The organism is Streptomyces sp. RLA012 (assembly GCF_056270325.1).
In genome coordinates, this window is sequence record NZ_JBWDPA010000002.1 from 9,800,587 (window position 1) to 9,826,764 (window position 26,178).

Genomic DNA, 26,178 nt, shown 5'->3' on the forward strand with positions numbered 1-26,178 from the left:
GCGACTGTTCCCTGAAGGGCAAGCGACCGCTTAGTATGTGGTGGAGCCCGGTCAGACAGAGCAGTCCCGTGGAGGCCCCGCATGCAGGCATGGCAAGTGCACCAGCTCGGCGAACCGAGCCAGGTGATGCAGCTCCAGAACGTGGAGCGACCGGTGCCCGGAGAAGGGCAGGTCCTGCTCAAGGTGCGCGCGGCGAACATCAATTTCCCGGACGTGCTGATGTGCCGCGGGCACTACCAGGTCAGGCCGCCGCTGCCGTTCACGCCCGGTGTGGAGATCTGCGGCGAGACCGAGGACGGGCGCCGCGTGCTCGCCAACCCCGCGCTGCCGCACGGCGGTTTCGCCGAGTACACCGTCGCGGACGCCGCGGCCCTGCTGCCCGTACCCGAACCGCTCGACGACGCCGAGGCGGCCGCCCTGCACATCGGCTACCAGACGGGATGGTTCGGTCTGCACCGCCGGGCCCGTCTCGAAGCAGGGGAGACGCTGCTGGTCCACGCCGCCGCCGGAGGGGTCGGCAGCGCGGCCGTGCAGCTGGGGAAGGCGGCGGGCGCGACCGTCATCGGCGTGGTCGGCGGCGCCGACAAGGCCGCCGTGGCACGGGAGCTGGGCTGTGACGTCGTCATCGACCGGCGGACGCAGGACGTCGTCGCCGCCGTGAAGGAGGCCACCGCAGGCCGCGGCGCCGACGTGATCTACGACCCCGTCGGCGGCGAGGCCTACACCCAGTCCACCAAGGTCGTCGCCTTCGAGGGCCGGATCGTCGTCGTGGGCTTCGCCGGCGGCTCGATCCCCAGCCCGGCGCTCAACCACGCCCTCGTCAAGAACTACGCGATCCTCGGCCTGCACTGGGGCCTGTACGGCACCAAGAACCCCAAGCTGATCCAGCACTGCCACGAGCAGCTCACCGAGCTGATCGCGCGCGGGGTCATCAAGCCGCTGGTCAGCGAGCGCGTGCCGCTGAGCGGCGGCGGAGCCGCCGTGCAGCGGGTCGCCGACGGTGTCACCACGGGCCGGGTCGTCGTGGTGCCCTCTCTGGAGAATGGAGCCGCCGCATGACCGATGCAGCCGAACTGCGCGACCGCACAAGGGAGTTGCTGGCGGCGCAGCCACCCGCGAGCACGGACCGGGTGGACTTCCTCAAAGCCCGCTTCGACGCCGGACTCGCCTGGGTGCACTACCCCGAGGGCCTCGGCGGTCTCGGCGCCCCGCGCACCCTCCAGGCCGTCGTGGACGCCGAGCTGGAGGCCGCGGGCGCCCCCGACAACGACCCCCGGCGCATCGGCATCGGCCTCGGCATGGCCGCGCCGACCATCCTCGGCTTCGGCACGGAGGAGCAGAAGCGGAACTTCCTGCGGCCGTTGTGGGTCGGCGAGGAGGTCTGGTGCCAGCTCTTCAGTGAGCCCGGCGCGGGCTCGGACCTCGCCGCGCTCGGCACGCGCGCCGTCCGGGAGAGTGGGGGAGGGTGGGTGGTCAACGGGCAGAAGGTGTGGACCTCCAGCGCCCACCTCGCCCGCTGGGCCATCCTCATCGCCCGCACCGACCCGGACGTGCCCAAGCACCGCGGCATCACGTACTTCATCTGCGACATGACCGACCCGGGCGTCGAGGTGCGGCCGCTGCGCCAGATCACCGGCGAGGCCGAGTTCAACGAGGTCTTCCTCACCGACGTACGCATCCCCGACTCCCGCCGCCTCGGCGATGTCGGCGACGGCTGGCGGGTCGCGCAGACCACGCTGAACAACGAACGCGTCGCCATCGGCGGTATGCGGCTGCCCCGCGAGGGCGGCATGATCGGCCCGGTCGCGAAGACCTGGCGCGAGCGCCCCGAGCTGCGCACCCACGATCTGCACCAGCGGCTGCTGAAGCTGTGGGTCGAGGCCGAGGTCGCCCGGCTCACCGGCGAGCGGCTGCGCCAGCAGCTCGCCCTGGGCCAGCCCGGCCCCGAGGGCTCCGGCATGAAGCTCGCGTTCGCCCGGCTCAACCAGGAGATCAGCGGCCTTGAGGTCGAACTCCTCGGTGAGGAAGGCCTGTTGTACGAGGACTGGACGATGCGCCGACCGGAACTGGTCGACTTCACCGGCCGCGACGCCGGCTACCGCTACCTCCGCTCCAAGGGCAACAGCATCGAGGGCGGGACCAGCGAGGTCCTGCTGAACATCGTCGCCGAACGCGTGCTGGGCCTGCCCTCCGAGCCGCGCACCGACAAGGACGTCGCGTGGAAGGACCTGACCCGATGATGATGACGACAACGCGGAGCACCCAGCCCGATCTGCTGTACTCCGAGGAGGAAGAGGCACTGCGCGCCGCCGTCCGCGGCCTCCTCGCCGACCACTGCGACGCGGCGGGCGTGATCGCCCGTATCGAGTCGGACACGCCGTACGACCCCGAGCTGTGGAAGGCGCTCTCGGACGGGATGGGCCTGGCGGGCCTCCTGGTGCCCGAGTCGCAGGGCGGCCAGGGCGCCACGCACCGTGAAGTCGCCGTGGTCCTTGAGGAATTGGGGCGGGCCGTCGCGCCGGTGCCGTATCTGACGAGCGCCGTCGTCGCGACCGAGGCACTGCTGGCCTGCGAGGGCGAGGAGACCGCCGAACTGCTGGCAGGCCTGGCGTCGGGCCGGACGGTCGGCGCGCTCGCCGTCGCCCTGTCCGTGGCGCCGGGCGGTGCCTACAAGACCGTACGGATCGAAGACGGTTTCCTGTACGGGGAGTTGACGGGGATCGCGGACGCGGCGGTGGCCGATGTGCTGCTCGTTCCGGCGGCCGACGGCGGGCTGTACGCGGTCGACGGGGACGCCGTCACGGTCACCCGGCAGGTGTCCCTCGACCTCACCCGACCGCTCGCGACGGTCGGCTTCGACGGGGTACGGGCACGTCGGCTGGGAGCCGCCGAACCCGCCGTACGACGGGCCCTGCGGGCCGGCGCCGGGCTGCTCTCCGCCGAGCAACTCGGCCTGGCCGACTGGTGCTTGACGGAGACGGTCCGGTATCTGAAGGAGCGCAAGCAGTTCAACCGGCCCGTCGGCGGCTTCCAGGCGCTCAAGCACCGGCTCGCGCAGCTGTGGCTGGAGGTCGTCAACACGCGCGCCGCCGCCCGCGGTGCCGCCGACGCGCTCGCGACCGACAGCGCGGACGCCGAGGTGGCGGTCGCCGTCGCCCAGGCCTACGCGGCGTCCGTCGCCGTCCGCGCCGCCGAGGAGGCCCTGCAACTGCACGGCGGTATCGGGATGACCTGGGAGCACCCGGTCCACCTGTACCTGAAGCGGGCGAAGGCGGACTCGATCGCCTACGGCACGGCGGGTGCCCACCGCGCGGCGCTGGCCGAACTGGTCGACCTGCGAGCCCCCTGACGTACACCTGTGAGAAGCCTGCCCCACCAGGGGTGGGCTTCTCGGTGTGCGTTCCCCCGCCGAAGTGAACGGACAGCGGCAGTCCGGCCAACTCCCCCAACGTGCCTGCTCCTTGGCCTCGGAAGGACCCATACTCGCTGAGGTCCCGTTCGGCACTTCCAGGGAGGCAGAGCATGGCCCTTACCACCCGTCGCAGAGCCCTCACCACCCTCGGCGCCGCCCTCGCGGCCTCCGTCGCGCTGCCCGCGGCGAGCGCCCGAGCCGGCCAGCGGAAGCACGGCCCGCGCCCGCTGTGGCGTGCCCACGCGCACAACGACTTCGAGCACCCGCGGCCCCTGTTCGACGCCCTCGACCACCGTTTCGGCAGTGTCGAGGCCGACATCTATCTCGTCGGCGACCAACTCCTCGTCGCCCACGACCCGGTCGATCTCGACCCGACCCGCACCCTCGAATCCCTCTACCTCGCCCCCCTCGCCGCCCGTGTGAAGGCCAACCACGGCTCGGTGTACCGGGGCTACCGCACACCCCTGCAACTCCTCATCGACATCAAGACCGAGGGCTCGTCGACGTATCTGGAACTCGACCGCCACCTGCGCCGCTACCCGCACCTGTTCACGACGTACGCGCACGGCCGGGTGCGCTCCGGACCGGTCACGGCCGTCATCTCCGGGGACCGCGCCGCCCGTGCGCCCATGGAGGCACAGAGCGTACGGCACGCCTTCTACGACGGCCGGCTCACCGACCTCGGCACCGCGGCGCCCGCCTCCTTCGTCCCGCTGATCTCGGACAACTGGACGCTCAACTTCACCTGGCTGGGCGACGGTCCGTTCCCCGACGCCGAGCGCGCCAAGCTGCGCGGCATCATCGCCGCGGCGCACGCACGGCGGCAGAAGGTACGGTTCTGGGCCACGCCCGAGCTGGCGGGCCCGGCCCGCGACGCGCTGTGGGGCGAACTGCTGGCCGCCGACGTCGACTACTTCAACACCGATGACCTCGCCGGGCTGGAAGCCTTCCTCGACGCACACGAGTAGACACGAGCGGACCAGAACAGACACACGAGCGGATGTGCGAACGGGCGTAGACACCACACGTTCGGAGGACACGTCAGCCGCCCGGACGAACCCTCCGCTACGCGACACTTGCGGCCGAAAGCCGCGGTGTCGACGTGGCGGAGGAGGTTGACGATGGCCATTTCCATCTCTGTGGTGGTGCTGCTCCTGATCCTCGGGGTGGTCTTTCTGCGCAACGGTGCGCTGAAGCCCTCGCACGCGCTGGTCTGCGTACTGCTCGGCTTCTATCTGTCGAGCACGAAGATGGCGCCGACCATTCACGACGGGCTCACGGCGACCGCGGAGATCGTGGGCAGTCTGCGTCCCTGACCTCAGGTGTGCGAGAAGACGCCGATGCCGTTGGGGACCGGGCGTTCGGCGCCGCCGGAGGGGTGGTTGAGGACGCTCACGGCGCCCGCTCCCGGCTTCCGGGCGACCATGGTCGTGGAGCCGCCGCCGTCGAGACTGAACCCGTCGGTGGAGCCCAACTTCCGTAGCGTGTCGGCCACTTCGGCGATGGTCAGCCCGCTGCGGTACGCGGGCGCGCCGTCGAGGGCGAGCAGCAGCAGCCGCCGCCCGCCGCCCGAGATGCCCACGGCGGTCCGCACGGCCGAGGTGGTGTTGTTGAGGCCGGGCAGCGGCCGACCGTGGGTGAGGACCGGGTAGCCGCCGAGCGCGAAGCGGTAGCGGACCCGGGTGGCTGCCGCGGCCAGCCAGTGCTGAATCCGGACCGACTGACCCGTCGCCAGCTTGCGCAGCCGCTGCGCGCCCGCCTCGCGTCCCACCAGGACGGTGGTGCCGGTGGCGATCGGACCGCCGCCGGGTTTGTCGGCGGCCGACACGACCCGCCCGCGGCGGACCGCCACCTCATAGGTGTCCGTACTGCAGGGCGCGGCCCGGTCGGTGTCGGTGCCGCAGGTGGCCCGTACTCGGGAGACACTGCCCCAGTCGGAGGTGTACGCGCCGATGGAACCCTCGGGCAGCGCGTACTGGTTGAGCCCCCCGAGCGGCCAGCGTCCCTCGGGGCTGCGCACGGAACCGTCGAGGGCGAGGCTGTCCAGCCGGGCCCGGCCGTCGCGGCCCACGCCGATCACGTCCTTCGTGGTCGTGCCGGGGGGCAGGGCGGGCCCGAAGCGCTGGCCGTTCGGGACCGCCGCCTTCAGCGCGCGCCCGTTCGCGATCGTCGGGCCCACGGTCGCGCCGGTGGCCTCGACCCCCGGATGCTGGGTCTCGGTGATGTTGAAGAAGTCGCCGTTGATGCCCGCGACGGCTCCCTGGGAGGCGGCCAGCCGGGAGACGGGGGCGCGGGACGCCACGGCCGCGGAGCGCAGGAGGTCGACCCGCACCCGGGGGTTGCTCAGGTCGACGCTCAGCAGATGGGCGTGTGTGACCCCTTGGGCGGCCGCGATGTCGAATTCCCTGTACGCGACGCCGGGCGCGACGGTCCGGACGACGGTGATGGCCGTGCTGGTGCGGGTGCCTTCCACGCCGCTGGCCGGTGCCGCCCCGACAAGGGCCGCACCGGCCAGCGCACCGCATGCCGCGAGCATCTTCGGTACCGTTCTGAACCGTCCGGAACGACGTGTCATCGTGCCCCCTGATGTCTCGTCAACTGTCCTGAAACTCAGGGGAATTGCATCAGACGGTGGCAGCCGCCGGGATGCCTAGACGTCTACGACGCGCGAACGGATGAGAAAACGCACCCCTTCGGGTGCTTCCAGTGAGAAACCGCTGCCGCGGCCCGCCACGACATCGACGATCAGCCGCGTGTGGCTCCACAGTTCGTACTGACTCCTCGACATCCAGAACGTCACCGGCTCGTCGAGCCCCTCGACCTCCAGCTCCGCGAGCAGGACGTCCGAGCCGCCGGTGCGGAACTCGCCCTCCGGGAAGCACATGGGCGCGCTGCCGTCGCAGCAGCCGCCGGACTGGTGGAACATCAGCGGACCGTGGACCGCCCGCAGCCGTCGCACCAGTTCGGCGGCTTCGGGGGTCAGCTCCACGCGGGAAACGACTTCGGTCATCGTGCGATGCTCCTCGGAAGGTCGGGGTCGGGGCAAGACCAGGGACGGAAACGCCGGGGTTCTCGGCTTCTGGGAGGGCGGGCGGGGGAGTTCATCGCTGGACCCGGCCGCGCGCCGCCAGCACGGCCAGGCCGAACAGCACGGGTTCGCACAGCCGGCTGCCCATCTCGATCCACACCCCCTGTTGCGTCAGGTCCTGGCCGCTGCTGCGGAACACCACCGAGTTGACGACCACGCGTCCCGCCCGCTCCAGCCGGGCGGCGGTCCAGCGGGTCCACCGGTCGTGCGGGAGTGCCCGGCCCGATGTGTCGGGCACCAGCACCACCTCCCCTCCATAGGCCGACATCTGGCCCACCATGCGCGCGGAGGGCGGAGCCGCGGGCAGTCCCCATTGCATGAGCAGCAGAACGGTCAGCCCCATGGCGCACACCAGGGCCGCCAGCGCCCGCGACGCCCGCAGCCCGTAACCGGAGAGCAGCCAGTAGGCGTGCAGCAGGGCCCGCTCCCCGGGCGGGGTGTCCTTGTTGTGGCGCCGCATCTCCATCTCGCCGTAGTAGAAGTCCGCCGCCCCCGGCTCGTTCTTGGTGTCCTCCAGCGCCTTGCGCAGCTGGCGGTAGACGATGGCGACGTCGTCGGCCGTCGGGCTCTGGGCCGGGTCGGGATGGCCGAGCCCCGTGACCCACCCGTCGGTGTCCGCGGCGGTACGGCTGTCCGTGGGCAGCGCCCGCCAGTACTGCTCCTCGACGACCACCCGTCGACGGCTCCACCAGCAGGCCGGGAACCGGCTGCCGCCGTGGCGCAGCCCGGGCGGCGGGGCGCCGTACTCGCACCGGCCGGCCAGACCGATCCGGTCCAGGTTGTACGCCCCCGAGAACTCGCAGCGCGACAGGTCGACGTCGGTCAGCACGAGATGGCCGGCGTTGACACCCGACAGCCGCAACAGATGGACGCCCACACTGCCCTCCTCGCGCGGCATCTCGTCCTCCAACTGCCTGGTTCCGGCCATGAACGGCATCGCCTCGTACGAGAGGGTGATCGGCTCGGCCAGCACCGCGTCCCGCAGCGACACGGCGGCGTAGCGGAGCTGGAATGCGGCGGTGGACTCGCAGCGCATCCGGTTCATGTCCACCCTCCTCGCCGCGATGCCGATGCGGAACGGCACGGCGAACACGGCGCCGCGCATCCACAGTTCGTCCACGCAGACGAGCGGCCCGTGCCACTCGCTCCGGAACACCGCCGCCGCGAACACCGCCCGGCCGCGGAACCGCGTCCCGCGGAAGCCGGCCCGCTGGGCGAAGCTCGCGTCGGAGAAGTCGGCGCTCGTGTCGCCCCGACGCCGGAACCAGGCTTCGGTGAAGTGCGCCCGGCCCGAGAAACGGGCGGAGGTGAAGGCGCCGGTTCCGTCGAACCACGCGCCCGAGAACCGGGCGGTGGCCGCGCAGGACACTCCGTCGAAGAGCGCGTCCGCCGCGAACCACGCGGCCACGAAACGGGCTTCACCGTGGAAGCGCACCTCCTGGAAGTGGGCCACCCCGGTGAACACGGCCGAGTCGAAGCCCGCGTAGTCCGCGAATTCCGCCCCGGTGAAGTGGGCCTCCCCTTCGAAGTGCGCCCCTTCGAAGTAGGCGGGTCCGCCGAACCGCAGGCCCGAACAGCGCACTCCGGCCGGAAACCGGGCCGCGTCGAACCTCGCCGTGCCGAACCGTGCGTCCACCGCCGCCGCCACCGACTGCCACAACTCCGGGGTGAACCGCACCCCGCGCAGATCCACGTCCGCGCCGGGAGCGAGCGCGGCCAGGGCGTCCCGCTGTTCCGGCTCCGCCAGGTGGAGCAGACACCGGCCGCGGCCCGGCACCGTGACGGCGGTGCACCCCGCGGTGCCGCACTCCGACCAGACTCGGCTCATCGTCCAGCCATACAGCGGAGGTTGGGCTTCGGCAAGAGGCCGGGCCGCGGGGCCCCGCCGCCGTACACCCTGCTCAGGCGGACGCGCGATACGGCCCGGAAAGCGGCGGACCGCGTCGTGCTCCCGGTGGCCGGTGCCGTACGGCTGGTCGCCGGCCGGGCCCCACGACGGGCGTCAGCTTTCGGGCTACTCGGGCTACTCGGGCTACTCGGGCTACTCGGGCTACCATCTCCGAGGGCCTGCGGCAGGAGGCCGGCGACAGCCTGCGCGTAACCGTCGTCTCACCGGGCTTCGTCCGTACGGACTTCGCGGAGCGCATGGATCCGCAGGTGAAGGCCCGGACCGTCGACAGGATGAACGCCATCGCGATCCCGCCGGACGCGGTGGCCCGCGCCATCGCCTTCGCCATCGAGCAGCCGGACGGTGTCGACGTGGGGGACATCGTCGTCCGGCCCACCGCGCAGGACTGACGTCGACCCGGAGCCGGCACGCGCTCATGTGATCTGGGACACGTCAGGTTTCTGTCAGTGAAGTGACCCGTAGCTGTCAGTCCGCTCCGATCTCATATGGATCAGAGGCCTCTGAGACCCCGCTCCCCCGTTCCGACGGAGCCCCCCACCGAGGAGTGACATGGCAGAGACAGTGACCGGTACCGCGCGCGAAGCGGCCGAGGAGATCCCCGAATTCGTGCCGCCCCGGGCGGCCGCCTGTCCGTTCGCCCCGCCGCCGGTGCTGGCCGAGATCCGCGCGGAGCGGCCGATCAGCAAGGTGCGGATCTGGGACGGCAGCACGCCCTGGCTGATCACCCGCCACGAGGACCTGCGGACCATCCTCGGCGATCCCCGCGTCAGCGTCGACGACAAGCGGCCCGGCTTTCCGTTTCCGAAGAAGGCCATGGCCGAGAACGCGCAGCACCACCCGCTGACGCTCTTCAACGCGGACGCTCCCGCACACACCCGCCTCCGCCGGATGCTGACGTCCTCGTTCACCGCGAAGCGGGTCGGGGCGCTGCGCCCCGCCATCCAGAAGATCACCGATGAGCACATCGACGCGATGCTCGCCGGACCGAAGCCGGCCGACCTCGTCACGGCTCTGGCGCTGCCCGTGCCGACGCTGATGATCTGCGAAATGCTCGGAGTCCCGTACGAGGACCACGAGTTCTTCCAGCACCACGCCACCGTCGCGGTCAGCCAGACGTCGTCGGCCGAGGAGGACCGGGAGTCGAGTGTCGCGCTCGGCGAGTACCTGGCCCGGCAGATCCACGCCAAGACGGACCACCCCGCCGAGGACACGCTGTCCGACCTGGCGGCCCTGGTCAAGGCCGGCGAACTGACCATGGCCGAGGCGTCCCTCATGGCGGTCATCCTGCTCATCGCCGGGCACGAGACCAGCGCGAACATGATTGCTCTGGGCACCCTCGCACTGCTGGAACACCCGGAGCAGCTCGCCGTGCTGCGTGAGACGGACGATTCCAAGGTCGTGGCCGGAGCGGTGGAGGAACTGCTGCGCTATCTGACCATCGCCCACACCGGCCAGCGCCGGATCGCGCTGGAGGACATCGAGATCGGCGGCGAGGTCATCCGCGCCGGGGACGGGATCGTCGTCTCCCTCCCGGCCGCCAACTGGGACCCGGAGGCCTTCCCCGAGCCCGACCGTCTCGACCTGCTCCGGGACGCCCGCCAGCACAGCGCGTTCGCCTTCGGCATCCACCAGTGCCTGGGCCAGCAACTCGCCCGCGTGGAACTCCAGGTCGTCTACGGCACCCTCTACCGGCGCGTGCCCACGCTGCGGCTGGCCACCACGGTGGACCGGATCGACTTCAAGGAGGACGCGCTGGCCTACGGCGTCGCCGCGCTGCCGATCACCTGGTAGCCCCTCCGACGGCCGCTGAGCATGCCCGTACGGGAGTACGGGCCGGCCCCGGACAGGACGCCGTCCCTGTCCGGGGCCGATCTGCGCACGGGTGCTGCCGCGTCAGTCTCCGGCCGGCTCCCGCTCAGGCCTGGTACGGCGGCTGTGCCTGCGGCTGCCCGTATGCCTGCCCGCTGTGACCGTCGTGACCGCTTGAGACCTGCGAGAGCAGCTGCTCCGCCTGCTCCTTCGTCACTTTCTGCTCCGCACCGCAGAAGGTGCACTGGGTCGTGTACTTCGTCGAGAACGGGAACAGCGGGACGAAGAACAGCGTGAACTTCGTGACGCGCTTCTTGAGCGTGTGTGCGGAAGGGTTGCCGCAGTTGCCGCACAGCAGCGTCAGTATCGCCAGCTGGTACAGGTATCCCTTGGTGCCAAAGACGATCATTCCGGTGGTCCCTCCCGGGTCAGTGCCTGCCGGCGCGGTGCCGGTGAGCGGCGAGATGCGCGCTCACGCGGCGAGATGTCGTCCTTCGTCACGGCCGGGGGTATTCGTCATGCGGTAGGACCGTGTCCCGCATGGTCAGTTTACGAGTGAGGCTCCACCGCCCCGGATGACGGAGGAATCCAGCACCGGGGTGCCCTTGGTGACAGCGCCGCCGCGGTCACGGTCACGGTCGTCGCGAGCCGCTCGCCCGCTTGCCCGGTCGGCCTGTCGGTCGCCGAGGGAGGCCTGTTCGGCGGGGGCCGATCCCGACCGCGTCGAAGTCGCGGTCGCGGTCGGGATCGGGATCGGTTTTGGGTCCGGGTTCGGGATCGGCCACCGCCGTGAGCGGAGGGGCCGCTCCCGGCCGTCGAGCCCGGTGCCCTCGGGCGCCCGACTCAGCGGTTCGGGTGCGCCGTGTCGCGGAGTTGGGCGGCCGCTTCGGCCGCCTGCGTCGTGACCTGGGCGGCTGCCCGAGTGGCTCGACCGCTCACCCGCCAGGCGACCATGCGCAGGGCGGTGGCCGGGGCCGGGGGAAAGACGCCGAGTTGGCCCAGCATGGTGATGTCGTCGCGCACCGCTTCGTGCCGGATCACCTTGCCGTCCCGCAGGTCGAGTACGTGTATCTGCTCGAAGTCGATCTCCCGTCCGGTGGGAGGGATGGCCTGGTCGAGGGCGCCGTCCTTGAAGCGTACGAACGGGCCGGTGTGCCGCCCCTGCATACGCAGCCGTACCCAGATCCGATCGTCGTCGCGGGCGACGCCGAGGACGGGAAACCGCAGGTCGTCGAAGGCCGACCGCATCCACGCGCCCGAGGCCAGGACGCCCGCGGGGCCGGGGATCGAGCAGGCCGGGGGCGAGACGGCCGCTTCGCGGTTGTGGAAGTCCGCGCCCACCACGTCGGTGGCCAGTACCGGATCCCCCGTCTCGAGTATCTGGAAGAGGCCGTGGGCCAGTTCCGTGGTGTCCATGGCCATGAAGTCCGTCGCTTTCGCTCGCTGTGTCATGCGTGATCCGCCGGGCCATATTAGGGTTACTCGCAACCTAATGAATACCTGGGCCCTGTGATCAGGCCGATTACGATGGCGTCATGTCGTCCAAGCGCGCCTACGTGTCCCCGCTGCGTGAGCAGGCCGCTGCCAGGACGCGCGCACTGATCCTCCAGCGGGCCACCGAACTGTTCGCCGACCGCGGATACGGACGGGTGACCGTGGCGGACATCGCGGCGGCGGCCGGTGTCTCGTCGAAGACCGTCTTCGCGAGCGTCGGCAGCAAGGGCGACATCCTGGACCGGATCGTCGACCAGGGTGTGGTCGCGTCCGGCTATGAGCAGGCCATGCGGCAGGTGCTCGCGCTGCGGACACCGGAGGCGGTCCTGGAAGCGCTGGCGCGCGGCACGCGGGCGGGCAACGAGGGACAGTTCGCCGTGCACGAGGCGATCCGCAAGGCGCTGCCCGTTCACGAGCACGGCGAGCTGCTGTGGGAGCGCGCCACCGCGGCCTACCGGGACGCGCTCCGCACCGCCGCCCGCCATCTGCACACCCTCGCGCCGCCGCCCTCCTGTCCGGTGGACGCGACGGCGGACCTCCTGTGGTTCTGGTTCGGCCCGACGGGCTGGCGCACGCTGGTGGTGGAGAACGGCTGGTCGTGGGATCGGACCGAGGATTTCCTCCGCCGCACCGCGGTCGCCACTCTTCGCTGAGCTCGCCTCGGGTTGCCGTCGCGCCGCGCGGCCCAGGTGGGTTCCGCCACTCCACTGCATCACCGCCTTGACAGGTGACGGAGGGTCTGTAAGCATCATCACCAGTTGAACAGGTGATGGTCTTGTGGTGCTGTCCTGGTCACCGTCGAAGTGGTGGCACGGTCGAATGGAGGAGGGCGACATGCCGAACGAAAAGAAGGCCCCGGATGCCGTAGAGGTCGCGCGCCGTGAACGATTCGGCAAGCTGCCGGAGCGAATCCGCCTGGAGGACACGGTTGAAGAAAAGCCGGCCACGGTCCCGGACCCGGCGAGAGACGCCTACAACCAGGACGAGTGGCTCGTCCGGACGTGTCTGTGAGCCCGATGAGCCGCCCAGGCGCTCACTGAGTCTTTCCCAGTAAGCGCTCGTCGCTCGCTGTGATCGCGATGCTGGCGCTGCGGCCCGCGTGGTCCCCAAGTCCGGGCAGGCGTAAGGCCCCTGGTAGGAACGATCTTGCGAAGAAAAGATCCGACCGAGGGGCCTCACGTGTCGATCAGTGTCACATACACCGCCGTGCTCGATGTGAAGCGGTCCACCGCCGAGCACCTGGCCCGGCTGCTGCGCGATCACCGCATCGTGGCCGGGACCCGCAAGGGGCGGCGTGCGCTGGGCTGTTTCAAGCAGGCCGTGCTCGTGCTGCGCTGGTTCCTCGACGGCACCCGACTGGCCCAACTCGCCTGTGACAACGGCCTGTCGGCCTCCACCGCATACCGCTACCTCCACGAGGGGCTGACCGTTCTGGCGGCCGGGGCACCGGACCTCGCCACCGCGCTGGAGCGTGCGAAGGCAGCCGGGCTGACGCATCTGAACCTCGACGGAACGGTCATCCGCACGGACCGCGTCGCCGCCCCCGGCCCCAACGGCGCGGACCTGTGGTGGTCCGGAAAACACAAGCACCATGGTGGGAACGTGCAGGTCATCTCCACCCCGGACGGCTGGCCGATCTGGGTCTCACCGGTTCGCCCGGGCAGGGAGCACGACACCACCTGCGCCCGCCACCACGGCCTGACCGACGCCCTCAACCGGATCGCCGCCGAGCTGGACATGCCGACCCTGGTCGACCTCGGCTACGAGAACGCCGGCGACGGGTTCCGCCACCCCGTCAAAAAGCCCGCCGGAGGCGAACTGGCCGAGGCCCAGCAGACCTACAACAAGGTCATCCGCGGCATCCACGGCGTCTGCGAGCGCGCCAACTCCCTGCTCAAGACGACCTTCAAGGCCCTGCGCAGAGTCAGCCTCGACCCCAGCCGCATCACGAAGATCGCCGCCGCAGCCCTCGTCCTGCTCCAGCTCGAGTACGACCGCACCATCTGAACGATCACACAACGTCATGATCCATTACTGGGAAAGGCTCACTGATCGCCTTTTACCGTCTTCGATAAGCGGTCTGTTTCAAGCGGTCTGTTTGAAGCAGTCCGTTTCGGGTGACTCGGCCGATCTCTTGAATGACCCGCCCAAGAAGGATTCCCATGAAGGTGCCGAAGATGTCAAGGATTCTCAAAGCCCTGTCGGCGATCGTAGCCGTCGTGGCCATTTCCATCGGTTGCTTCGTGCAGGTCTTCTGACCGGGCGAGGCTGCCCCGCTGCCCGGTGCGGGGGCGCGTGCAGCGTCACGGCTCCTCCTGGGGTGCGGGTGCACTGTCACTGGTAAGGTGTCCGGTCATATTGGATACCTGGAAACCTAGGTATCTGGATGTCTGGATGTCTGGATACCCGGGTGTCCGGTGTCCGTGGACAGTCCGGAGGACAGGAAGGTGTCGGCCGTGCCCAAGCCGTCCAAGCGTGACGACCTGTTGGCGTCCGCACTTGAGACGTTCCACGCACACGGCTTCCACGGAACCGGCATCAAGGAGATCGCTGACGCGGCCGGAGCGCCGAAAGGGTCGTTCTACAACCACTTCTCCAGCAAAGAGGAGTGTGCCGTCGAGGCCTTGCGGCTCTACGGGGCCGAGCGTCGCCTCGACATGCTCGCTGACGTCACGTCGCCTCCGCTGGAGAGGGTGCGTCGGCATTTCGAGTTTCTGCGGGACGAGACCGTGGATCGCGATTTCACACGCGGTTGTATGTTCGGCAATTTCGCCACGGATGTGGTGGACCACAGCGAGGTGATCCGCTCGGTTGTCCAGGACAGCCTGCGTATGTGGAACAGCGCGATCGCGGCGGCCCTGTCGGAGGCCCGCCGTGACGGTGCCGTGCGGGCGGACCTCGACCCGGAAGTCACGGCTCGCTTCCTTCTCAACGCCTGGGAAGGAACACTGATCGAGGCGCGCGCCGGTAAATCCGCTGCGGCTTTCGACACGTTCTTCCGCATGGCCTTCGACGTAGTCCTGCGCTGAGGCGCGGTGACCCCTGGGCAGTACCGCAGTCGACACAGCTCCATGCCTGTCATGTGTGTCGATGGAAGGTTGCGGCTACCACCAGGGAGGAAGCCGGTCGTGGCGTCTGTCCTGACGGCAGGCGCAGGCTGAGGACATGGAAACCCGGCAGCGCACCACCGATGAGGCCCTCGCCGTCACGCGGCGGCCGGTCACGGTGGAGCTGTTCGGCGGCCCGACCGCGCTCATCGAGATCGGCGGTCTGCGGCTGCTGACGGACCCCACCTTCGCCCCCTCCTTCGATGTCACCGTTGACGACGCCGTTGACCCCCTCGCTCGGACGGGGACGCTCCACGCCGTACTGCTGTCACACGGACGGTACGTCGACAACCTCGGCATCGCCGGGCGCCGACTGCTCGCCACGGTCCCGGTGACGTTCACCACGACCGAGGCCGCGGATCGCCTCGGCGGCACCGCGACCGGCCTCCCGCCCTGGTACCACCTGACCCTGGACCGGCCGGACGGCGGATGCGTCAAGGTCACCGGAATTCCGGACCAGCACGGTTCCGGCGGTGGCGAGCGCGTCACCGGCGAGCTTGTCACCGGCCCCGTCATGGGCTTCGTACTGACCGGCCCGGACGTCCCCACGAACTACGTCAGCGGTGACGGCGCCCCCTCACTGGACATCGCGAGGCAAGTCGCCGACCGCTTCGGGCCCATCGAGGTGGCCGTGCTGGGTGCAGCCCGCGGTTCGCTGCCGGACGGGCACCCGATCCCCACCGCTGTCCGGGCAGCCCGAATCGCCGAGATCCTCGGCGCGCGCACCGTGATCCCCGTGCACCCCGAGGGCGGGGAGTACGCCGTGACAGGCCCCGCCGCCCAGCGGGAGTTCACCGCCATCTCCGACCCGGGCACAGCCGACGCCCCCGCGTGACCGGCGGATCCGGCGGATCCGTCGCATCCGTCGGATCCGCCGGCGGTCCTCGCCGCTGCCACCGCCGGCGGTACTGCCACCGGCATGGACAGCCACACCACCTCTCAAGGACTTCGTCATGCCCGCAGCCATCCTGCGACGTTCGCCGGCCCGATCGGACGGCCCGCTCCATTCCCCGTGGATCCACGTCGCCCAGGCCGCGGCGGCCCTGGCGGTCGGCATGGGTGTCGGCCGCTTCGTCTACACACCGATCCTTCCTCTGATGCACGCTCAGGCGGGCCTGTCCGCCGGGGCCGGCGCGAACCTGGCCACCGCCAACTACGTCGGCTATCTGGCCGGAGCGCTCGTCGGCATCCTGTTTCCCGCGCTGGTCCGCTCACCCAAGGTCCTGCGCGGCTCCCTGATCGTGCTGACCGGCACACTCCTGGCGATGCCCTGCACGCACAGCACCGCCGTATGGATCGGGCTGAGGCTGACGGCCGGTGTGACCAGCGCCCTGATCTTCGTCATCGCCGTCAGCTCCCTGCTCAGCCACCTGCACGACCACCCCGCTCATCTGCCCGGCTGGGCCTTCGGCGGAGTCGGCGCGGGTATCGCCCTGTCCGGCCTGCTGGTCCTCGTCCTGCGCTCGGTCGCCGGCTGGCAGGCAGCCTGGTGGGGTGCCGCCGGACTCGCCGCTGTCTTCACCGCTGTGTCGTGGAACCTGCGCGTCGAACCGCCGCCGACACCGGCCACGGACTCCATGGTCGCGACTCCGGCGCGGTCTCCGCGTACGCACCGCTGGTTCACCGCGCTGTTCGTCAGCTACACCCTGGAGGGTGTCGGCTACATCGTGGCCGGCACCTTCCTGGTCGCCGCGATCGAGCAGGCCTCTCCGGGCTGGATCGGCAGCGGCGCCTGGGTGCTGGTCGGTCTGGCGGCCGTGCCGTCCTCGGCGTTGTGGGCCTGGCTGGGGCGCCGCTGGTCGCGCCCCGACCTGCTGTTCGCCGCGCTCGTCATCCAGGCGGCCGGCATCGCGCTGCCGGCTCTGGTCGGGGGAGTGGCGACCGCCCTGATCTCCGCGTTCCTGTTCGGCGCGACGTTCCTCGGCGTCAGTACCATCGCCTTGGCCGCAGGGGCCCACCTGCGGGTTCCCCGCTCGGTGGCGCTGCTGACCGCCGGATATTCGGTCGGTCAGGTCCTCGGGCCCCTGGTCGTCACCCCGCTGCTCCACCACGGCTACCACCAGGCCCTGATCCTGGCCGCGATCGTGGTCCTGGCCGCCGCTCTGGCCGCCCTCGTGCTACGGATCGGATTCCCCCACCACACGGCCGGCGTGCGGCACACCGTCCCTGGACCGCGCACCGCTCCGGCCGGGGCGGGCGGCGTCGCGGCGAGCCCGGCCGTAGTAGATCAATCAACTAGTGAGTAGTCGATCGGTCGTATACTCGCATCATGGGACGTACCAGCAATGCCAGGGAGAAGATCCTCGCCGCCGCACAGTCACTCATCGAGCTGCGAGGCTACTCCGCACTGGGCACCGCCGAGATCTGCAAGGTCGCAGGCGTTCCGAAGGGTAGCTTCTACTACTTCTTCGACTCCAAGGAAGCCCTCGCTCTCGCCGTCCTCGACGAGCACTGGGCCACCCAGCGCAGCGATTGGACCCGCATCCTGAGGGGCGACGCCGACCCGCTCCAGCGGCTGCGACAGCTCTTCGAGGAGACCGAGGCCGGCCAACGGGCCGGGCAGCAGAGCTGCGGCACCGTCTCAGGATGCATGTTCGGGAACCTGACCCTGGAGATGAGCAATCAGACCGAAGCCATTCGTGAACGCCTGCAACAGATCTTCGACGCGCAGGTCGCCATGGTGGAAGAGGTCGTCGTCGAAGCCCAGGGACGCGGCGAAGTCGCCGTGCGCGACCCCTACGAGGCCGCCCGCTCCGTCGTCGCCCAGCTGGAGGGCCAGGTGCTCTTCGCCAAGCTCTACAACGACACCCAACGCCTCAACCCCCTCTGGATGAACTGCCTCGCCATCCTCGGCGCCCGTATGCCCGAGGTGGCGTCGGCGAGGGGTTGAGCCTTCCCCTCGGCTCATGTGGGCGTGCGGCCTCCTGGGGCCTCCCGGTACGGGTAGTGCTTCGAGTGGTCGCCGGTCTCCCAGGCCGCGCTGAGGCCCGGCGTGGTCGGGTCCCAGTCCGGGCGGATTTCCCGGGTCACATCGCGGAGATCGCGACGAAGGTCCTCGACGGACGGCCTGCCCCAGTACCAGTAGCCGTTGTAGACGCTGTGGATGACCAGCCCCGGCTTGAGGACGAGCGTGTGCGGGATCATCGGGTCGTGGTGGGGGTCGGTGTATTCCTGGATCTCAAGGTCCTTCTGCACCTTGCGGCCGACGTCGGACAGGAAGGTCCACTGGGCGCCGACCGCCGCACGGAACTCATTGAGTTCAAGGAGGTTGTCGGTCGCGATGGTGACGACCTGGGTGTAGGCGACGGCGATCTCGGGGTAATGAGCTGCCAGTCGAAGGTGTTGCTGGTGATCCTTCGGGCAGTAGTGGCCGCGTGAGAGCAGGAGGATCATCGGGTCGATCCCTTGCAGCTCGCTCAGTCGCCGCCGGGTCTTGGCGTGGTCGGTCAGCTCGTAGTCGGGGAAGGTTCCACCGGGTGCGATGTCGGCGCGCACGGTTCTGTTCCTTTCTCGATGTCGTTCACTCGGGCGTGTGGAGCGTTGCGTGTCCCGACTTTCGACAGGCCCGAAATCATGGAACGAGACATGGACTTCGCAGAGTTGGCTCGCCGGGACAGTGTTTCCGGTTACCGGCCCGGAAGCCGCGTCGTGATCTCCTGCAGCAGCCAGCCGTTGCCGTCCGGATCGCTGAACGAGAGGAACGAGGCATAGCTGCGACGTTCCGGGTCCGGCCCTGCCACGCGTCCCTCGGTCCCGGCGCGGTGGAACACCCCGCCCGCGTCGTGGAACACCTCGCTCACCTCTACGCCGTGGTCGGCGAGTTCGGCATGGGCCGCCTCGATGTCGGAGACGATGAGGTGCAGGCCCTGGGCGGAGCCCGGAGCGGCCAAGGTGACCCCGGTGCCGAAGATGATGGAGCACGGTGAGGCGGGCGGGGTGAACTGCACCACTCGGAAGCCTTCACCGTCGGTGAAGTCGGCGTCGAGCCGCCACCCCAGCTCCTCGTAGAAGTCCTTGGCCCGGTCGACATCGGCGACCGGTACCACCACAACCTCAGGTTTCATGTCCACGACTGTTTGCTCCTGTCATCGGTGTCAGTTCGTGCTACTTGCTTTTGACTGGTGTCAGGGGATGTCAGGGGGGCTGTCCAGGCCACTGGACGCTTCTGTCTGTATCCACGCTTGTGCCGGGGGCGGCCGGTCGCAACCCGTGCGGGGCGGTGCTGCCCGGCGGTGAGGGCGGTCCGGCACCCCGAGGGTAAAGAGACCGGTCGTCTGGTTCGGAGTGGGCGTGCATGCAGGTCGAATACGTAGGGCGGGTTGTCGTGCGGGCTAACGGCGATCGAGCCCGTCCGCTTCGATGACGGCTTCGGCGAAGGCCTCTGGTGCTTCCTGCGGCACGTTGTGGCCGATGTTCTTCAGGGTCCGGTGGCTGTATGGACCCGAGAACATGGCGCGATAGGACGAGCCGTCCCCGGCGGGAGTGAAAGGATCCCGTTCCCCGTCAAGGGTGACCGTGGGTACGCCGATGACGGGGCCTGCGGCAAGTCGGCTCTCCAGGCGGTCGTAGCGGGGGTCGCCCTCGGCCAGGCCCAGCCGCCAGCGGTAGTTGTGGATCACGATGCCGACGTAGTCGGGATTGTCGAAGGCCGCCGCCGTGCGGTCGAACGTGGCGTCGTCGAAGTCCCAGGTGGGGGAGTTGAACTTCCAGATGAGTCTGGCCAGTTCATGGGCGTTGGCCTGGAGCCCGAGCAGGCCCCTCTCCGTGGTGAAGTAGTACTGGTACCACCACGCCCACTCGGCCTGCGGCGGCAGTGGCGACTTGTTGCGCTCACGGTTGGTGATCAGATAACCGGTCACGGAGACCAGGGCCTTGCAGCGCTCCGGCCGGATCGCGGCGATGATGTCGGCCGTACGTGATCCCCAGTCGAAACCGGCCAGGACCGCCTTCTCGATCTTCAGGGCATCCATCAGCGCGATGATGTCGAGCGCGACCACCGACTGCTGGGCATTGCGAAAGGTCTTGTCCGAGAGGAAGCGTGTCGTGCCGTGGCCGCGCAGATACGGCACGATCACCCGGTAGCCCCGCGCCGCCAACAAGGGCGCAACATCGACAAAGCTGTGAATGTCGTGGGGCCAGCCGTGCAGAAGGATGACGGCAGGGCCGTGGGCGGGGCCGGCCTCCGCGTAGCCGACGCTCAGCTCACCGGCATGGATCTGCTTCAGCGGGCCGAAGGATGTGTGCCCCCGCTTGGCTGCCGGAGGAGTCGCGGACGTCTTGTGGTCCGACGCCGTCGACGCGGCCGCCACCGAGACGGTGGGCACACCGGCCAGTGACGCACCGGCCGCACTCGCACCCATGATCTTGCCGAAGCTCCGCCTGTTGAACATCGGGAACCTTCCTTTGGCGCCGATTACTGCTGACCACGACTGGCTACTGCGGACCACTGCCGACTACTGCTGATCTGGCATGGCCATGCGCTCGGGCCGGCCTGCCCCGCGCCCTGGTGGAGGGTGGGCGGCGCATGCCATGGCCTTGCGTGGCACTGACCCTCGCATGGGCCGCGTCACCTGTCAAACCGGTGACGCGCGGCTCGCCGCGGGAGGTCACGGCGTGGCGAGGGAGGGGGAACGTCAGCTCCTGACACGCCCTCAACCGGCGTCGGGCGCAAGGCCTGGTGTGTCGGGCAGGGGCTGTCGAAGCAGGCGCTCTCGGGGCCTGAACTCCGACACCGACGGCGCTGGGGCGGCGCGGTTCGGCCGGACCTGCTGGTCCGGCGGTCCTCAACTGTCAGGAGAATGGGCGGCGTTCGCCTGGGGTGCCCGCGGCTCTTGAGGTGGCGTCCTCGCGGGACTTCGCTGTGCGTAGTGGTCGCTTTTACGGGTGGGCGGCGGCGGATGACGGATCGTCGAAGGGGGCGACTGCGCCGACTCGGAATGCCGTCGCCCCCTCATACGGCAAGCCGAAGTGCCGCGACGGAGCATGTGTCCGGCGGAGCATGCGTCGGGCGGAGCATGCGTCGGGCGGAGCATGCGTCGGGCGGAGCATGTGGCAGGGGGAGTAGGTGTCAAGCGGAGCGTGCGTCAACGGGAGGCAGGCGCTTGTGCCTCCTTCTTGCGGGCGCGATAGGCCGCGGCCTTGAGCTTGTTCCCGCATGACTCCATGCCGCACCACTGCCGGCGCATGCCTCGCGACCGGTCGATGTAGACGCGGGTGCATTCGGGATTGCCGCACTCCTTGAGCAGCGGCACATCCGGTCCGCTCAGCACCTCGACGGCATGCCGCGCCACGGTGGACAGGGCTTCTTCCGGCGTGGCGTCCGTCCACCGCCCCGTGGCGGTGAGCTGTGGCGTCGCGGAGGGTTTCCGGGCCGCGCTGTTCACCAAAGCGAGCGCCAAGTGACCGTAGGCCTCCCCGAGGCGCCGGGCGGTGACCAGTTCGTAGATGGCCTCCCGTACCGCCACCGCCTGCTCGACGTCGCCCTCCTGGCTGGGGGAGACGACGTCGACGACCCCGGACTCCAGATACCAGGCATCCAGCCGGTCCGGCGACGCGAACATCTCGAACCGCAACGAGCGGCGGGCGCGGAGCGTCGCGGCGAAGTCGAGAGCCGGGTTCCCGCACACAAAGACATGATCCAGATTCACGTCACCATCTTGACAGGTGATCCCGGCCCCTGCAAGGATCGTCACCTGTTGGATGGGTGATGAGTTGTACGGTTGTGGCGCCCATGTGGCCCACCGTGGTCGAGGTCAGGCGCGTACCGCGTCGAGCACGACACGGAACCGTGCCTCGCCGGACATCATGCGCTCGTAGGCCTTCGGCGCCTCGGTCAGCGGTACCCGCTCGATCAGCGGGGTGATGCCGTTCCGCACACTGAAGGCCAGGTTGTCCTCGTTCTCGATCGGGGTTCCTGTCAGGCTCCCCGTGATGGTCCGGGTGCGCATCACCAGGTCCGCCGTGGAGACTGACATCGGGTCGGTGCCGACCCCCACCACGAGCATGCGGCCGCGTGGGGCGAGCCCCGTGACCAGCGGCGTCATCGCGTTGCCGCTGGCCGCGGTCGCGATGATGCCGTCGGCGCCGCCCAGCCGCGACAGCGCCTCTCCCGGGTGCTCGGCGGCGCTGTCGATGTAGTCGTCCGCGCCGAGCTCGGCCGCCAGCGACGCCTTTTCCGTTCCGCGGGCGATCGCCACGACCCGGTGGCCGAGCTTGGCCGCGTACTGCACCGCGAGATGCCCGAGGCCTCCGATGCCCTGCACGGCGACCAGCGACCCAGGTCGGCTGTCCAACTGCCGCAGGGCGCTCAGGCTCGTCAGGCCGGCGCACAGCAGGGGTGCTGCTTCCGCCGAGGGGATACCTTCCGGGATCCGTACCAGCGCGTTGGACTTGGCGTACATCATCTCGGCGTATCCGCCGTCGACGGTCGTCCCTGTCTGCTGTTGGTCGGTGCAGTTGACGAAGTCTCCGCGCCGGCACGGGTCGCACTCACCGCAGTGGCCGGCCAGGAAGCCGACGCCCACCCGCTCGCCGACCCGCCACGCCCGGACACCCGCACCGACGGCGTCGATGGTTCCGACGACCTCATGGCCCGGGACCACGGGCTGCGTCGGATCGGACCGCAGCCCCTCGACGGCGAGCACGTCGGAATGGCACACCCCGCAGCTCTCCACCTTGATCCGCACATGGCCCGGCTGGGGCGCGACGGTCTCACGGGTGGTCCATGCGAACTGCCTTGATCCGGTGACTTCGAAAACCTGGTACGTAGACATGTTTCTCCCGGGGATCTGTGGCGCCCTGTCCGAGTCCTGTGCGGGGACTCCTTCCGGCCGGTCTGCCTGTTCTCGCGGTTGCGGTTGCGGTTGGGGTCGCGGTCGAGGGTGTCGAGTGAAGGCCGGAGTCGCGGACGGTCCGCGGGGGGCGCGAGGATGACAATATGACCGGTCGTCTTAAACGTCAATGCGCCGACCTCGACGCGCAGCTTCACGGCCAGGGTGGCCAAGGCGGCCAAGGCGGCCAGGATGGTCAGAGCGGCCGGGATGGCCGGGGTGGCCGGGACGGCCAGGACGGCCGGGGTGGTCGGAACGACCCGTAGACCGTGACTCCGCCCGGCAGCCGAACTCCGTGCCGGGTGCGGTCCGCCCCTCAGTGGCCGGCGTTCTGGCCCCCGTCGACGTGGAGGATCTCGCCGGTGACGAACGGGGCGTTCTCAAGGTAGATGACCGCGTCGACGACGTCGCTGACCTCGCCCATCCGGCCGACCGGGTGCAGGGCGGCGAGCGTCTCGTGGTGCTCCTCGGGGTTGAGCGGCGTCTTGATGACGCCGAGCGCCACGGCGTTGCTGCGGACGCCTCGGGTGGCGTACTCGATTGCCAGGGCCTTGGTCGCGGACTGCAGGCCGCCCTTGGTCAGAGAGGCCAGCACCGAGGGGACGGCGGAGTTGGCGTGATCCACCAGGCTGGTTGTGATCTGGACGACGTGGCCGCCGCCTTGGCGGACCATGTGCTCGACCGAGAGCTGGGTGATGCGGAAGAAGCCGCTCAGGTTGACGCCGGTGACCGTGTCGTAGTCCTCCCTCGTGTACTCGGTGAACGGCTTGCCGACGAAGATGCCGGCGTTGTTGACCAGCGTGTCGATACGGCCGAAGTGTTCGAGGCCGGCCGCGACGACACGTTCGGCGGTGGCAGGGTCGGCTATGTCGCCCTGAAGGGTGAGGAGGCGCGGGTCCTGCGAGGGAGCGATGCCGCGCGAGGTCGCGACGACGGCGTAGCCGAGCTTGCGGTAGGCGTCGACCAGGCCGGCGCCGATGCCCTGCGACGCACCGGTGATGACGGCGACCTTCTGAACAGTAGTGCTCATGATCTTCCTTCCTGGCAGCGAGTTCACTCGGGTCACTCAGGCAGGGAGGCGGTCGGGAGGTAGTCGGCAGGGGCCGGTTGCCGGGTCGGGCGGCGGCGGTGGTCACCAGGAACTGGGCGGGCCCAGGTACGGAAACTCGGCGAGGAGATCGTCGTCGGCGAGGGTGCGGCCGTTGGGGTGGGCGGCCGGTCGTGCGCGGTCGTAGCGCGGGACACCAGGAGTGCGTGTCGCCAACCGCCGTTCGCTTCTTCGACGCTCGGACGCTTCCGGTTCTCTCGAATTATCCTATCTTGTGCCTGTTTGCGTCGTTCACGCGGTCTTGTAGGAGTGCAGGGTGCTGACGGAGCGATGCACGGCCTCCGTATGCCCGAACAGGCCCGGGAGCCCGCCCGTGTGAAGAAAAACGGTGCGCTGGGCCGGGCGGATGTCGCCGTCCCTGACCGAGGCGATGAGGCCCGCCATGGCACGCCCGGTGTAGACCGGATCCAGAACGATGCCCTCGGTGGTTGCGGCCGTTCGCATCGCCTCCAGGACCGGTTCGTGAAGCACTCCGTATCCCGCGCCCACCTGATCGGTACGAATCCGCAGGGATTCAGGGGCGATGTCGCGGCGGGTGACTGCGCTCGCGAGGTCGGCGACGGTGGTCGCCGGCTCTGCCACGGCCCCGCAGTGAACGCCGAGGACGCGCTGCTCGCCGAGTGCGCCGATCAGTCCCGCCATGGTGCCGCCGGACCCGAGAGCGACCACGACATGGTCCACGTCGGGCAGTTGGGAGCGCAGTTCCTCGCCGCCCTCCACGTAGCCTCGTGCCCCGAGGGGGCTTGATCCTCCGAAGGGGATCAGATAGGGGCGCGCTCCCTCGCGGCGCAGCTGTCCGCAGACCTCGTCGGCGATGTCGGCCATCGCGCTCGGGGCACTGTCCCCGGCCCAGAAGATCCTGGCTCCGAAGAGGCTGTCGAGAACGAGGTTGCCGGAGCCCTGCGTGGCGCTGTCGGGGTTGCCGGGGAAGACGAGTACGACATCGAGTCCCAGACGGACGCCGGCGGCCGCGGTGAGGCGGGCGTGGTTGCTCTGCGTGGCGCCGGTGGTGACCAGTGTGTTCGCGCCTGCCGCGAGGGCGGCGCCGACGGTCCATTCCAGTTTGCGGACCTTGTTTCCGCCGCCCCCGAGGCCGATGAGATCGTCCCGCTTGACCCAGAGATCGCCCTCGCCCAGCCCCAGTGCCGCCGCCAGACGCGGCATGGGCTCCAGAGGTGTGGGCCACGTCGACAGGGTGATCTTGGCACTCATGAAAACTCCAGTTGGAGGGCAAGGGCGGGTGCGGAAGAGCGGGCGGCGACGCCCGCGCCCAACAGCCGAAGCCGATCATGGCTATGGTCGGGGCCATGGCCGAGGGCACGGACACGGACACGGACAGTGTCGACGCCGTGATCCTAAGGGGTCGGTTCTCTTCGTGACCGTCCCAGGTCGGAGGGCCTGCAACGGGCCGACCACCGCTCGGTGCCGACCGTTCGGCTCACAGGCAATCGGCCCGGCTGCTGGCGTCCGTGAGAATCAGGTCCCAGTACTTCATCGACGTCGGCACCTTCCTGGTCTCCACGGCAGCGAGGACAAGGTTGTCGCGACGGGCCGAGAGGCCGAACCGCTGCTCCCGCTCCAACCGGCCGAAAGGCTGGACCACACCGACCTTCTGGCAGCCGCCGAGGCGGGGGTGGGGATCGTCGCGCGGGTGCCGCCGGGGTCGGGGCAACTGTCCGGCAAGTACGTGCCACCTCGGCGCAGACCGCGCTGCGGATCAGGTGTGTTTGGCGTGCAGATGGGCGATCGCGTACGGGCGTCCGCCCAGGGTCACGGCACGGAAGAGGAGTGCGGCGGCGTGGTGCGGTCGGCTGATGCGCTCCATGATCTGGTGCTCGGCCGTCAGTTCCCATCCTGGTACGAGCCGGGCGAGCCGGGCGAGCCGGTCTCCGTCGCGTGCGCCCGAGCGGAAGCGGGCGCCGGTGGCGTTGACGACCGAGCCCGGCGTCTGGCCGACGAGGCGCTGGGCGCGGGTGCACAGCCCGATGCCGACCGAGACGACCGTGCCGTCGGGGTGGGCGTCGGCGAACTGCCGGGTGAGAGTGTCGAAGACCATGGCCCGGTGCAGCGAGCTGAGGGTGCTGCCCGGGCCGCGCAGTACCTCGGGCGGTGCGTACCCGGTGCTTTCGAGGAGTTGGGCGGCCAGAGGGTCGCGGAAACCCGAGGAGGGCAGCAGTTCGGCTGAGTGGGCTCTCGCGTACAGGGGGGTCAGCAGGGTTTGTGCGACGCCGGTCAGCCCGTGGGCGGGAGAGGAATCGTCCATCAAGTTAGGCAAGCCTAACTTGATGGTGGCGTCAAGCCTGCGAGTTCGGCGGGCGGCGAACGAACGGGGCGCGTCGAAGCGGCGTCGCGCGACGCCCGCACGGGATGGACAGGTGATTGACCACGACGGCGAGGCCCGGGACTACGACGCGTCCCGAAG

General features: G+C 69.7%; 28 protein-coding genes and 1 pseudogene. 14 read left to right on the top strand and 15 right to left on the bottom strand.

Annotation, left to right across the window (positions count from 1 at the left end):
- Positions 1–81: 81 nt before the first annotated feature.
- The 5 genes from RV986_RS44605 to RV986_RS44625 all read left to right on the top strand — a co-directional run bounded on the left by RV986_RS44605 (position 82) and on the right by RV986_RS44625 (position 4,728).
- On the top strand, positions 82–1,059 hold the full coding sequence (locus RV986_RS44605; protein ID WP_475922813.1) for an NADPH:quinone oxidoreductase family protein: 978 nt from the start codon (positions 82–84) through the stop codon (positions 1,057–1,059).
- Positions 1,056–2,240 carry an acyl-CoA dehydrogenase family protein gene (locus tag RV986_RS44610; protein ID WP_475922814.1) on the top strand — a complete coding sequence of 395 codons (1,185 nt, stop codon included), beginning with the start codon at positions 1,056–1,058 and terminating at the stop codon, positions 2,238–2,240. Before RV986_RS44605 ends, RV986_RS44610 begins: the two co-directional genes overlap by 4 nt.
- A gap of 2 nt (positions 2,241–2,242) precedes the next feature.
- Positions 2,243–3,349 (top strand): acyl-CoA dehydrogenase family protein, encoded by a 1,107-nt coding sequence (locus RV986_RS44615; protein WP_475924657.1) that lies wholly within the window; start codon positions 2,243–2,245, stop codon positions 3,347–3,349.
- 173 nt (positions 3,350–3,522) lie between these two features.
- Entirely contained in the window at positions 3,523–4,380 is an 858-nt protein-coding gene (locus RV986_RS44620; RefSeq protein WP_475922815.1) for a phosphatidylinositol-specific phospholipase C/glycerophosphodiester phosphodiesterase family protein, read from the top strand.
- Positions 4,381–4,533: 153 nt separating this feature from the next.
- Positions 4,534–4,728, top strand: a complete 195-nt coding sequence (locus RV986_RS44625) for a hypothetical protein (protein ID WP_475922816.1) — start codon at positions 4,534–4,536, stop codon at positions 4,726–4,728.
- 2 nt (positions 4,729–4,730) lie between these two features.
- Here RV986_RS44625 and RV986_RS44630 read toward each other — a convergent pair whose 3' ends face one another.
- From RV986_RS44630 to RV986_RS44640, 3 genes are all read right to left on the bottom strand, one after another.
- Positions 4,731–5,948: a phosphodiester glycosidase family protein gene (locus tag RV986_RS44630; protein ID WP_475922817.1), complete on the bottom strand. Its 1,218-nt coding sequence runs from the start codon at positions 5,946–5,948 to the stop codon at positions 4,731–4,733.
- A 114-nt stretch (positions 5,949–6,062) separates the two neighbouring features.
- Entirely contained in the window at positions 6,063–6,422 is a 360-nt protein-coding gene (locus RV986_RS44635; RefSeq protein ID WP_475922818.1) for a DUF779 domain-containing protein, read from the bottom strand.
- A 91-nt stretch (positions 6,423–6,513) separates the two neighbouring features.
- Positions 6,514–8,328, bottom strand: coding sequence for a pentapeptide repeat-containing protein (locus RV986_RS44640; protein ID WP_475922819.1), 1,815 nt, complete (start codon positions 8,326–8,328; stop codon positions 6,514–6,516).
- A gap of 140 nt (positions 8,329–8,468) precedes the next feature.
- On the opposite strand from RV986_RS44640, the pseudogene RV986_RS44645 reads away from it, so the two are divergent.
- Positions 8,469–8,798, top strand: a pseudogene (locus tag RV986_RS44645) (SDR family oxidoreductase); the annotation flags it as partial.
- A gap of 160 nt (positions 8,799–8,958) precedes the next feature.
- Positions 8,959–10,200, top strand: coding sequence for a cytochrome P450 (locus RV986_RS44650; protein ID WP_475922820.1), 1,242 nt, complete (start codon positions 8,959–8,961; stop codon positions 10,198–10,200).
- 124 nt (positions 10,201–10,324) lie between these two features.
- Here RV986_RS44650 and RV986_RS44655 read toward each other — a convergent pair whose 3' ends face one another.
- Positions 10,325–10,627, bottom strand: coding sequence for a zinc-ribbon domain-containing protein (locus RV986_RS44655; protein WP_475922821.1), 303 nt, complete (start codon positions 10,625–10,627; stop codon positions 10,325–10,327).
- A gap of 434 nt (positions 10,628–11,061) precedes the next feature.
- Positions 11,062–11,670: an ester cyclase gene (locus tag RV986_RS44660; RefSeq protein WP_475922822.1), complete on the bottom strand. Its 609-nt coding sequence runs from the start codon at positions 11,668–11,670 to the stop codon at positions 11,062–11,064.
- An 83-nt stretch (positions 11,671–11,753) separates the two neighbouring features.
- Here RV986_RS44660 and RV986_RS44665 point away from each other — a divergent pair, with 83 nt between their 5' ends.
- The 7 genes from RV986_RS44665 to RV986_RS44695 all read left to right on the top strand — a co-directional run bounded on the left by RV986_RS44665 (position 11,754) and on the right by RV986_RS44695 (position 17,709).
- Positions 11,754–12,365 (top strand): TetR/AcrR family transcriptional regulator, encoded by a 612-nt coding sequence (locus RV986_RS44665; protein WP_475922823.1) that lies wholly within the window; start codon positions 11,754–11,756, stop codon positions 12,363–12,365.
- A gap of 181 nt (positions 12,366–12,546) precedes the next feature.
- Positions 12,547–12,723 (top strand): hypothetical protein, encoded by a 177-nt coding sequence (locus tag RV986_RS44670; protein ID WP_475922824.1) that lies wholly within the window; start codon positions 12,547–12,549, stop codon positions 12,721–12,723.
- Between the two features lie 174 nt (positions 12,724–12,897).
- Positions 12,898–13,719 carry an HARBI1 family protein gene (locus RV986_RS44675; protein ID WP_475924658.1) on the top strand — a complete coding sequence of 274 codons (822 nt, stop codon included), beginning with the start codon at positions 12,898–12,900 and terminating at the stop codon, positions 13,717–13,719.
- A gap of 449 nt (positions 13,720–14,168) precedes the next feature.
- Entirely contained in the window at positions 14,169–14,741 is a 573-nt protein-coding gene (locus tag RV986_RS44680; protein ID WP_475922825.1) for a TetR/AcrR family transcriptional regulator, read from the top strand.
- A 136-nt stretch (positions 14,742–14,877) separates the two neighbouring features.
- Complete coding sequence (locus tag RV986_RS44685) at positions 14,878–15,654, top strand: MBL fold metallo-hydrolase (RefSeq protein WP_475922826.1); 777 nt, start codon at positions 14,878–14,880, stop codon at positions 15,652–15,654.
- A gap of 118 nt (positions 15,655–15,772) precedes the next feature.
- Entirely contained in the window at positions 15,773–17,065 is a 1,293-nt protein-coding gene (locus RV986_RS44690; protein WP_475922827.1) for a YbfB/YjiJ family MFS transporter, read from the top strand.
- Between the two features lie 23 nt (positions 17,066–17,088).
- On the top strand, positions 17,089–17,709 hold the full coding sequence (locus RV986_RS44695; protein WP_475922828.1) for a TetR/AcrR family transcriptional regulator: 621 nt from the start codon (positions 17,089–17,091) through the stop codon (positions 17,707–17,709).
- Positions 17,710–17,723: 14 nt separating this feature from the next.
- Here the strand turns inward: RV986_RS44695 and RV986_RS44700 are convergent, their stop codons facing one another.
- The 10 genes from RV986_RS44700 to RV986_RS44745 form a co-directional block, all read right to left on the bottom strand.
- Positions 17,724–18,314, bottom strand: coding sequence for a redoxin domain-containing protein (locus RV986_RS44700; protein WP_475922829.1), 591 nt, complete (start codon positions 18,312–18,314; stop codon positions 17,724–17,726).
- A gap of 131 nt (positions 18,315–18,445) precedes the next feature.
- Positions 18,446–18,889 (bottom strand): VOC family protein, encoded by a 444-nt coding sequence (locus RV986_RS44705; RefSeq protein WP_475922830.1) that lies wholly within the window; start codon positions 18,887–18,889, stop codon positions 18,446–18,448.
- Between the two features lie 261 nt (positions 18,890–19,150).
- Positions 19,151–20,209, bottom strand: a complete 1,059-nt coding sequence (locus RV986_RS44710) for an alpha/beta fold hydrolase (RefSeq protein ID WP_475922831.1) — start codon at positions 20,207–20,209, stop codon at positions 19,151–19,153.
- A gap of 693 nt (positions 20,210–20,902) precedes the next feature.
- The gene (locus RV986_RS44715) at positions 20,903–21,466 is read right to left on the bottom strand and encodes a CGNR zinc finger domain-containing protein (protein WP_475922832.1); all 564 of its coding nucleotides are present in this window, start codon (positions 21,464–21,466) and stop codon (positions 20,903–20,905) included.
- Positions 21,467–21,571: 105 nt separating this feature from the next.
- A complete protein-coding gene (locus RV986_RS44720) occupies positions 21,572–22,591 on the bottom strand; it encodes an alcohol dehydrogenase (protein WP_475922833.1) in 1,020 nt (339 codons plus the stop codon).
- Between the two features lie 373 nt (positions 22,592–22,964).
- Positions 22,965–23,678, bottom strand: a complete 714-nt coding sequence (locus tag RV986_RS44725) for an SDR family NAD(P)-dependent oxidoreductase (protein ID WP_475922834.1) — start codon at positions 23,676–23,678, stop codon at positions 22,965–22,967.
- Between the two features lie 102 nt (positions 23,679–23,780).
- Positions 23,781–23,912 (bottom strand): hypothetical protein, encoded by a 132-nt coding sequence (locus tag RV986_RS44730; RefSeq protein ID WP_475922835.1) that lies wholly within the window; start codon positions 23,910–23,912, stop codon positions 23,781–23,783.
- Between the two features lie 75 nt (positions 23,913–23,987).
- Positions 23,988–24,968: a D-cysteine desulfhydrase family protein gene (locus tag RV986_RS44735; protein ID WP_475922836.1), complete on the bottom strand. Its 981-nt coding sequence runs from the start codon at positions 24,966–24,968 to the stop codon at positions 23,988–23,990.
- A gap of 226 nt (positions 24,969–25,194) precedes the next feature.
- Complete coding sequence (locus RV986_RS44740; protein WP_475922837.1) at positions 25,195–25,359, bottom strand: hypothetical protein; 165 nt, start codon at positions 25,357–25,359, stop codon at positions 25,195–25,197.
- A gap of 114 nt (positions 25,360–25,473) precedes the next feature.
- Positions 25,474–26,019, bottom strand: coding sequence for a hypothetical protein (locus tag RV986_RS44745; protein ID WP_475922838.1), 546 nt, complete (start codon positions 26,017–26,019; stop codon positions 25,474–25,476).
- Positions 26,020–26,178 lie beyond the last annotated feature (159 nt).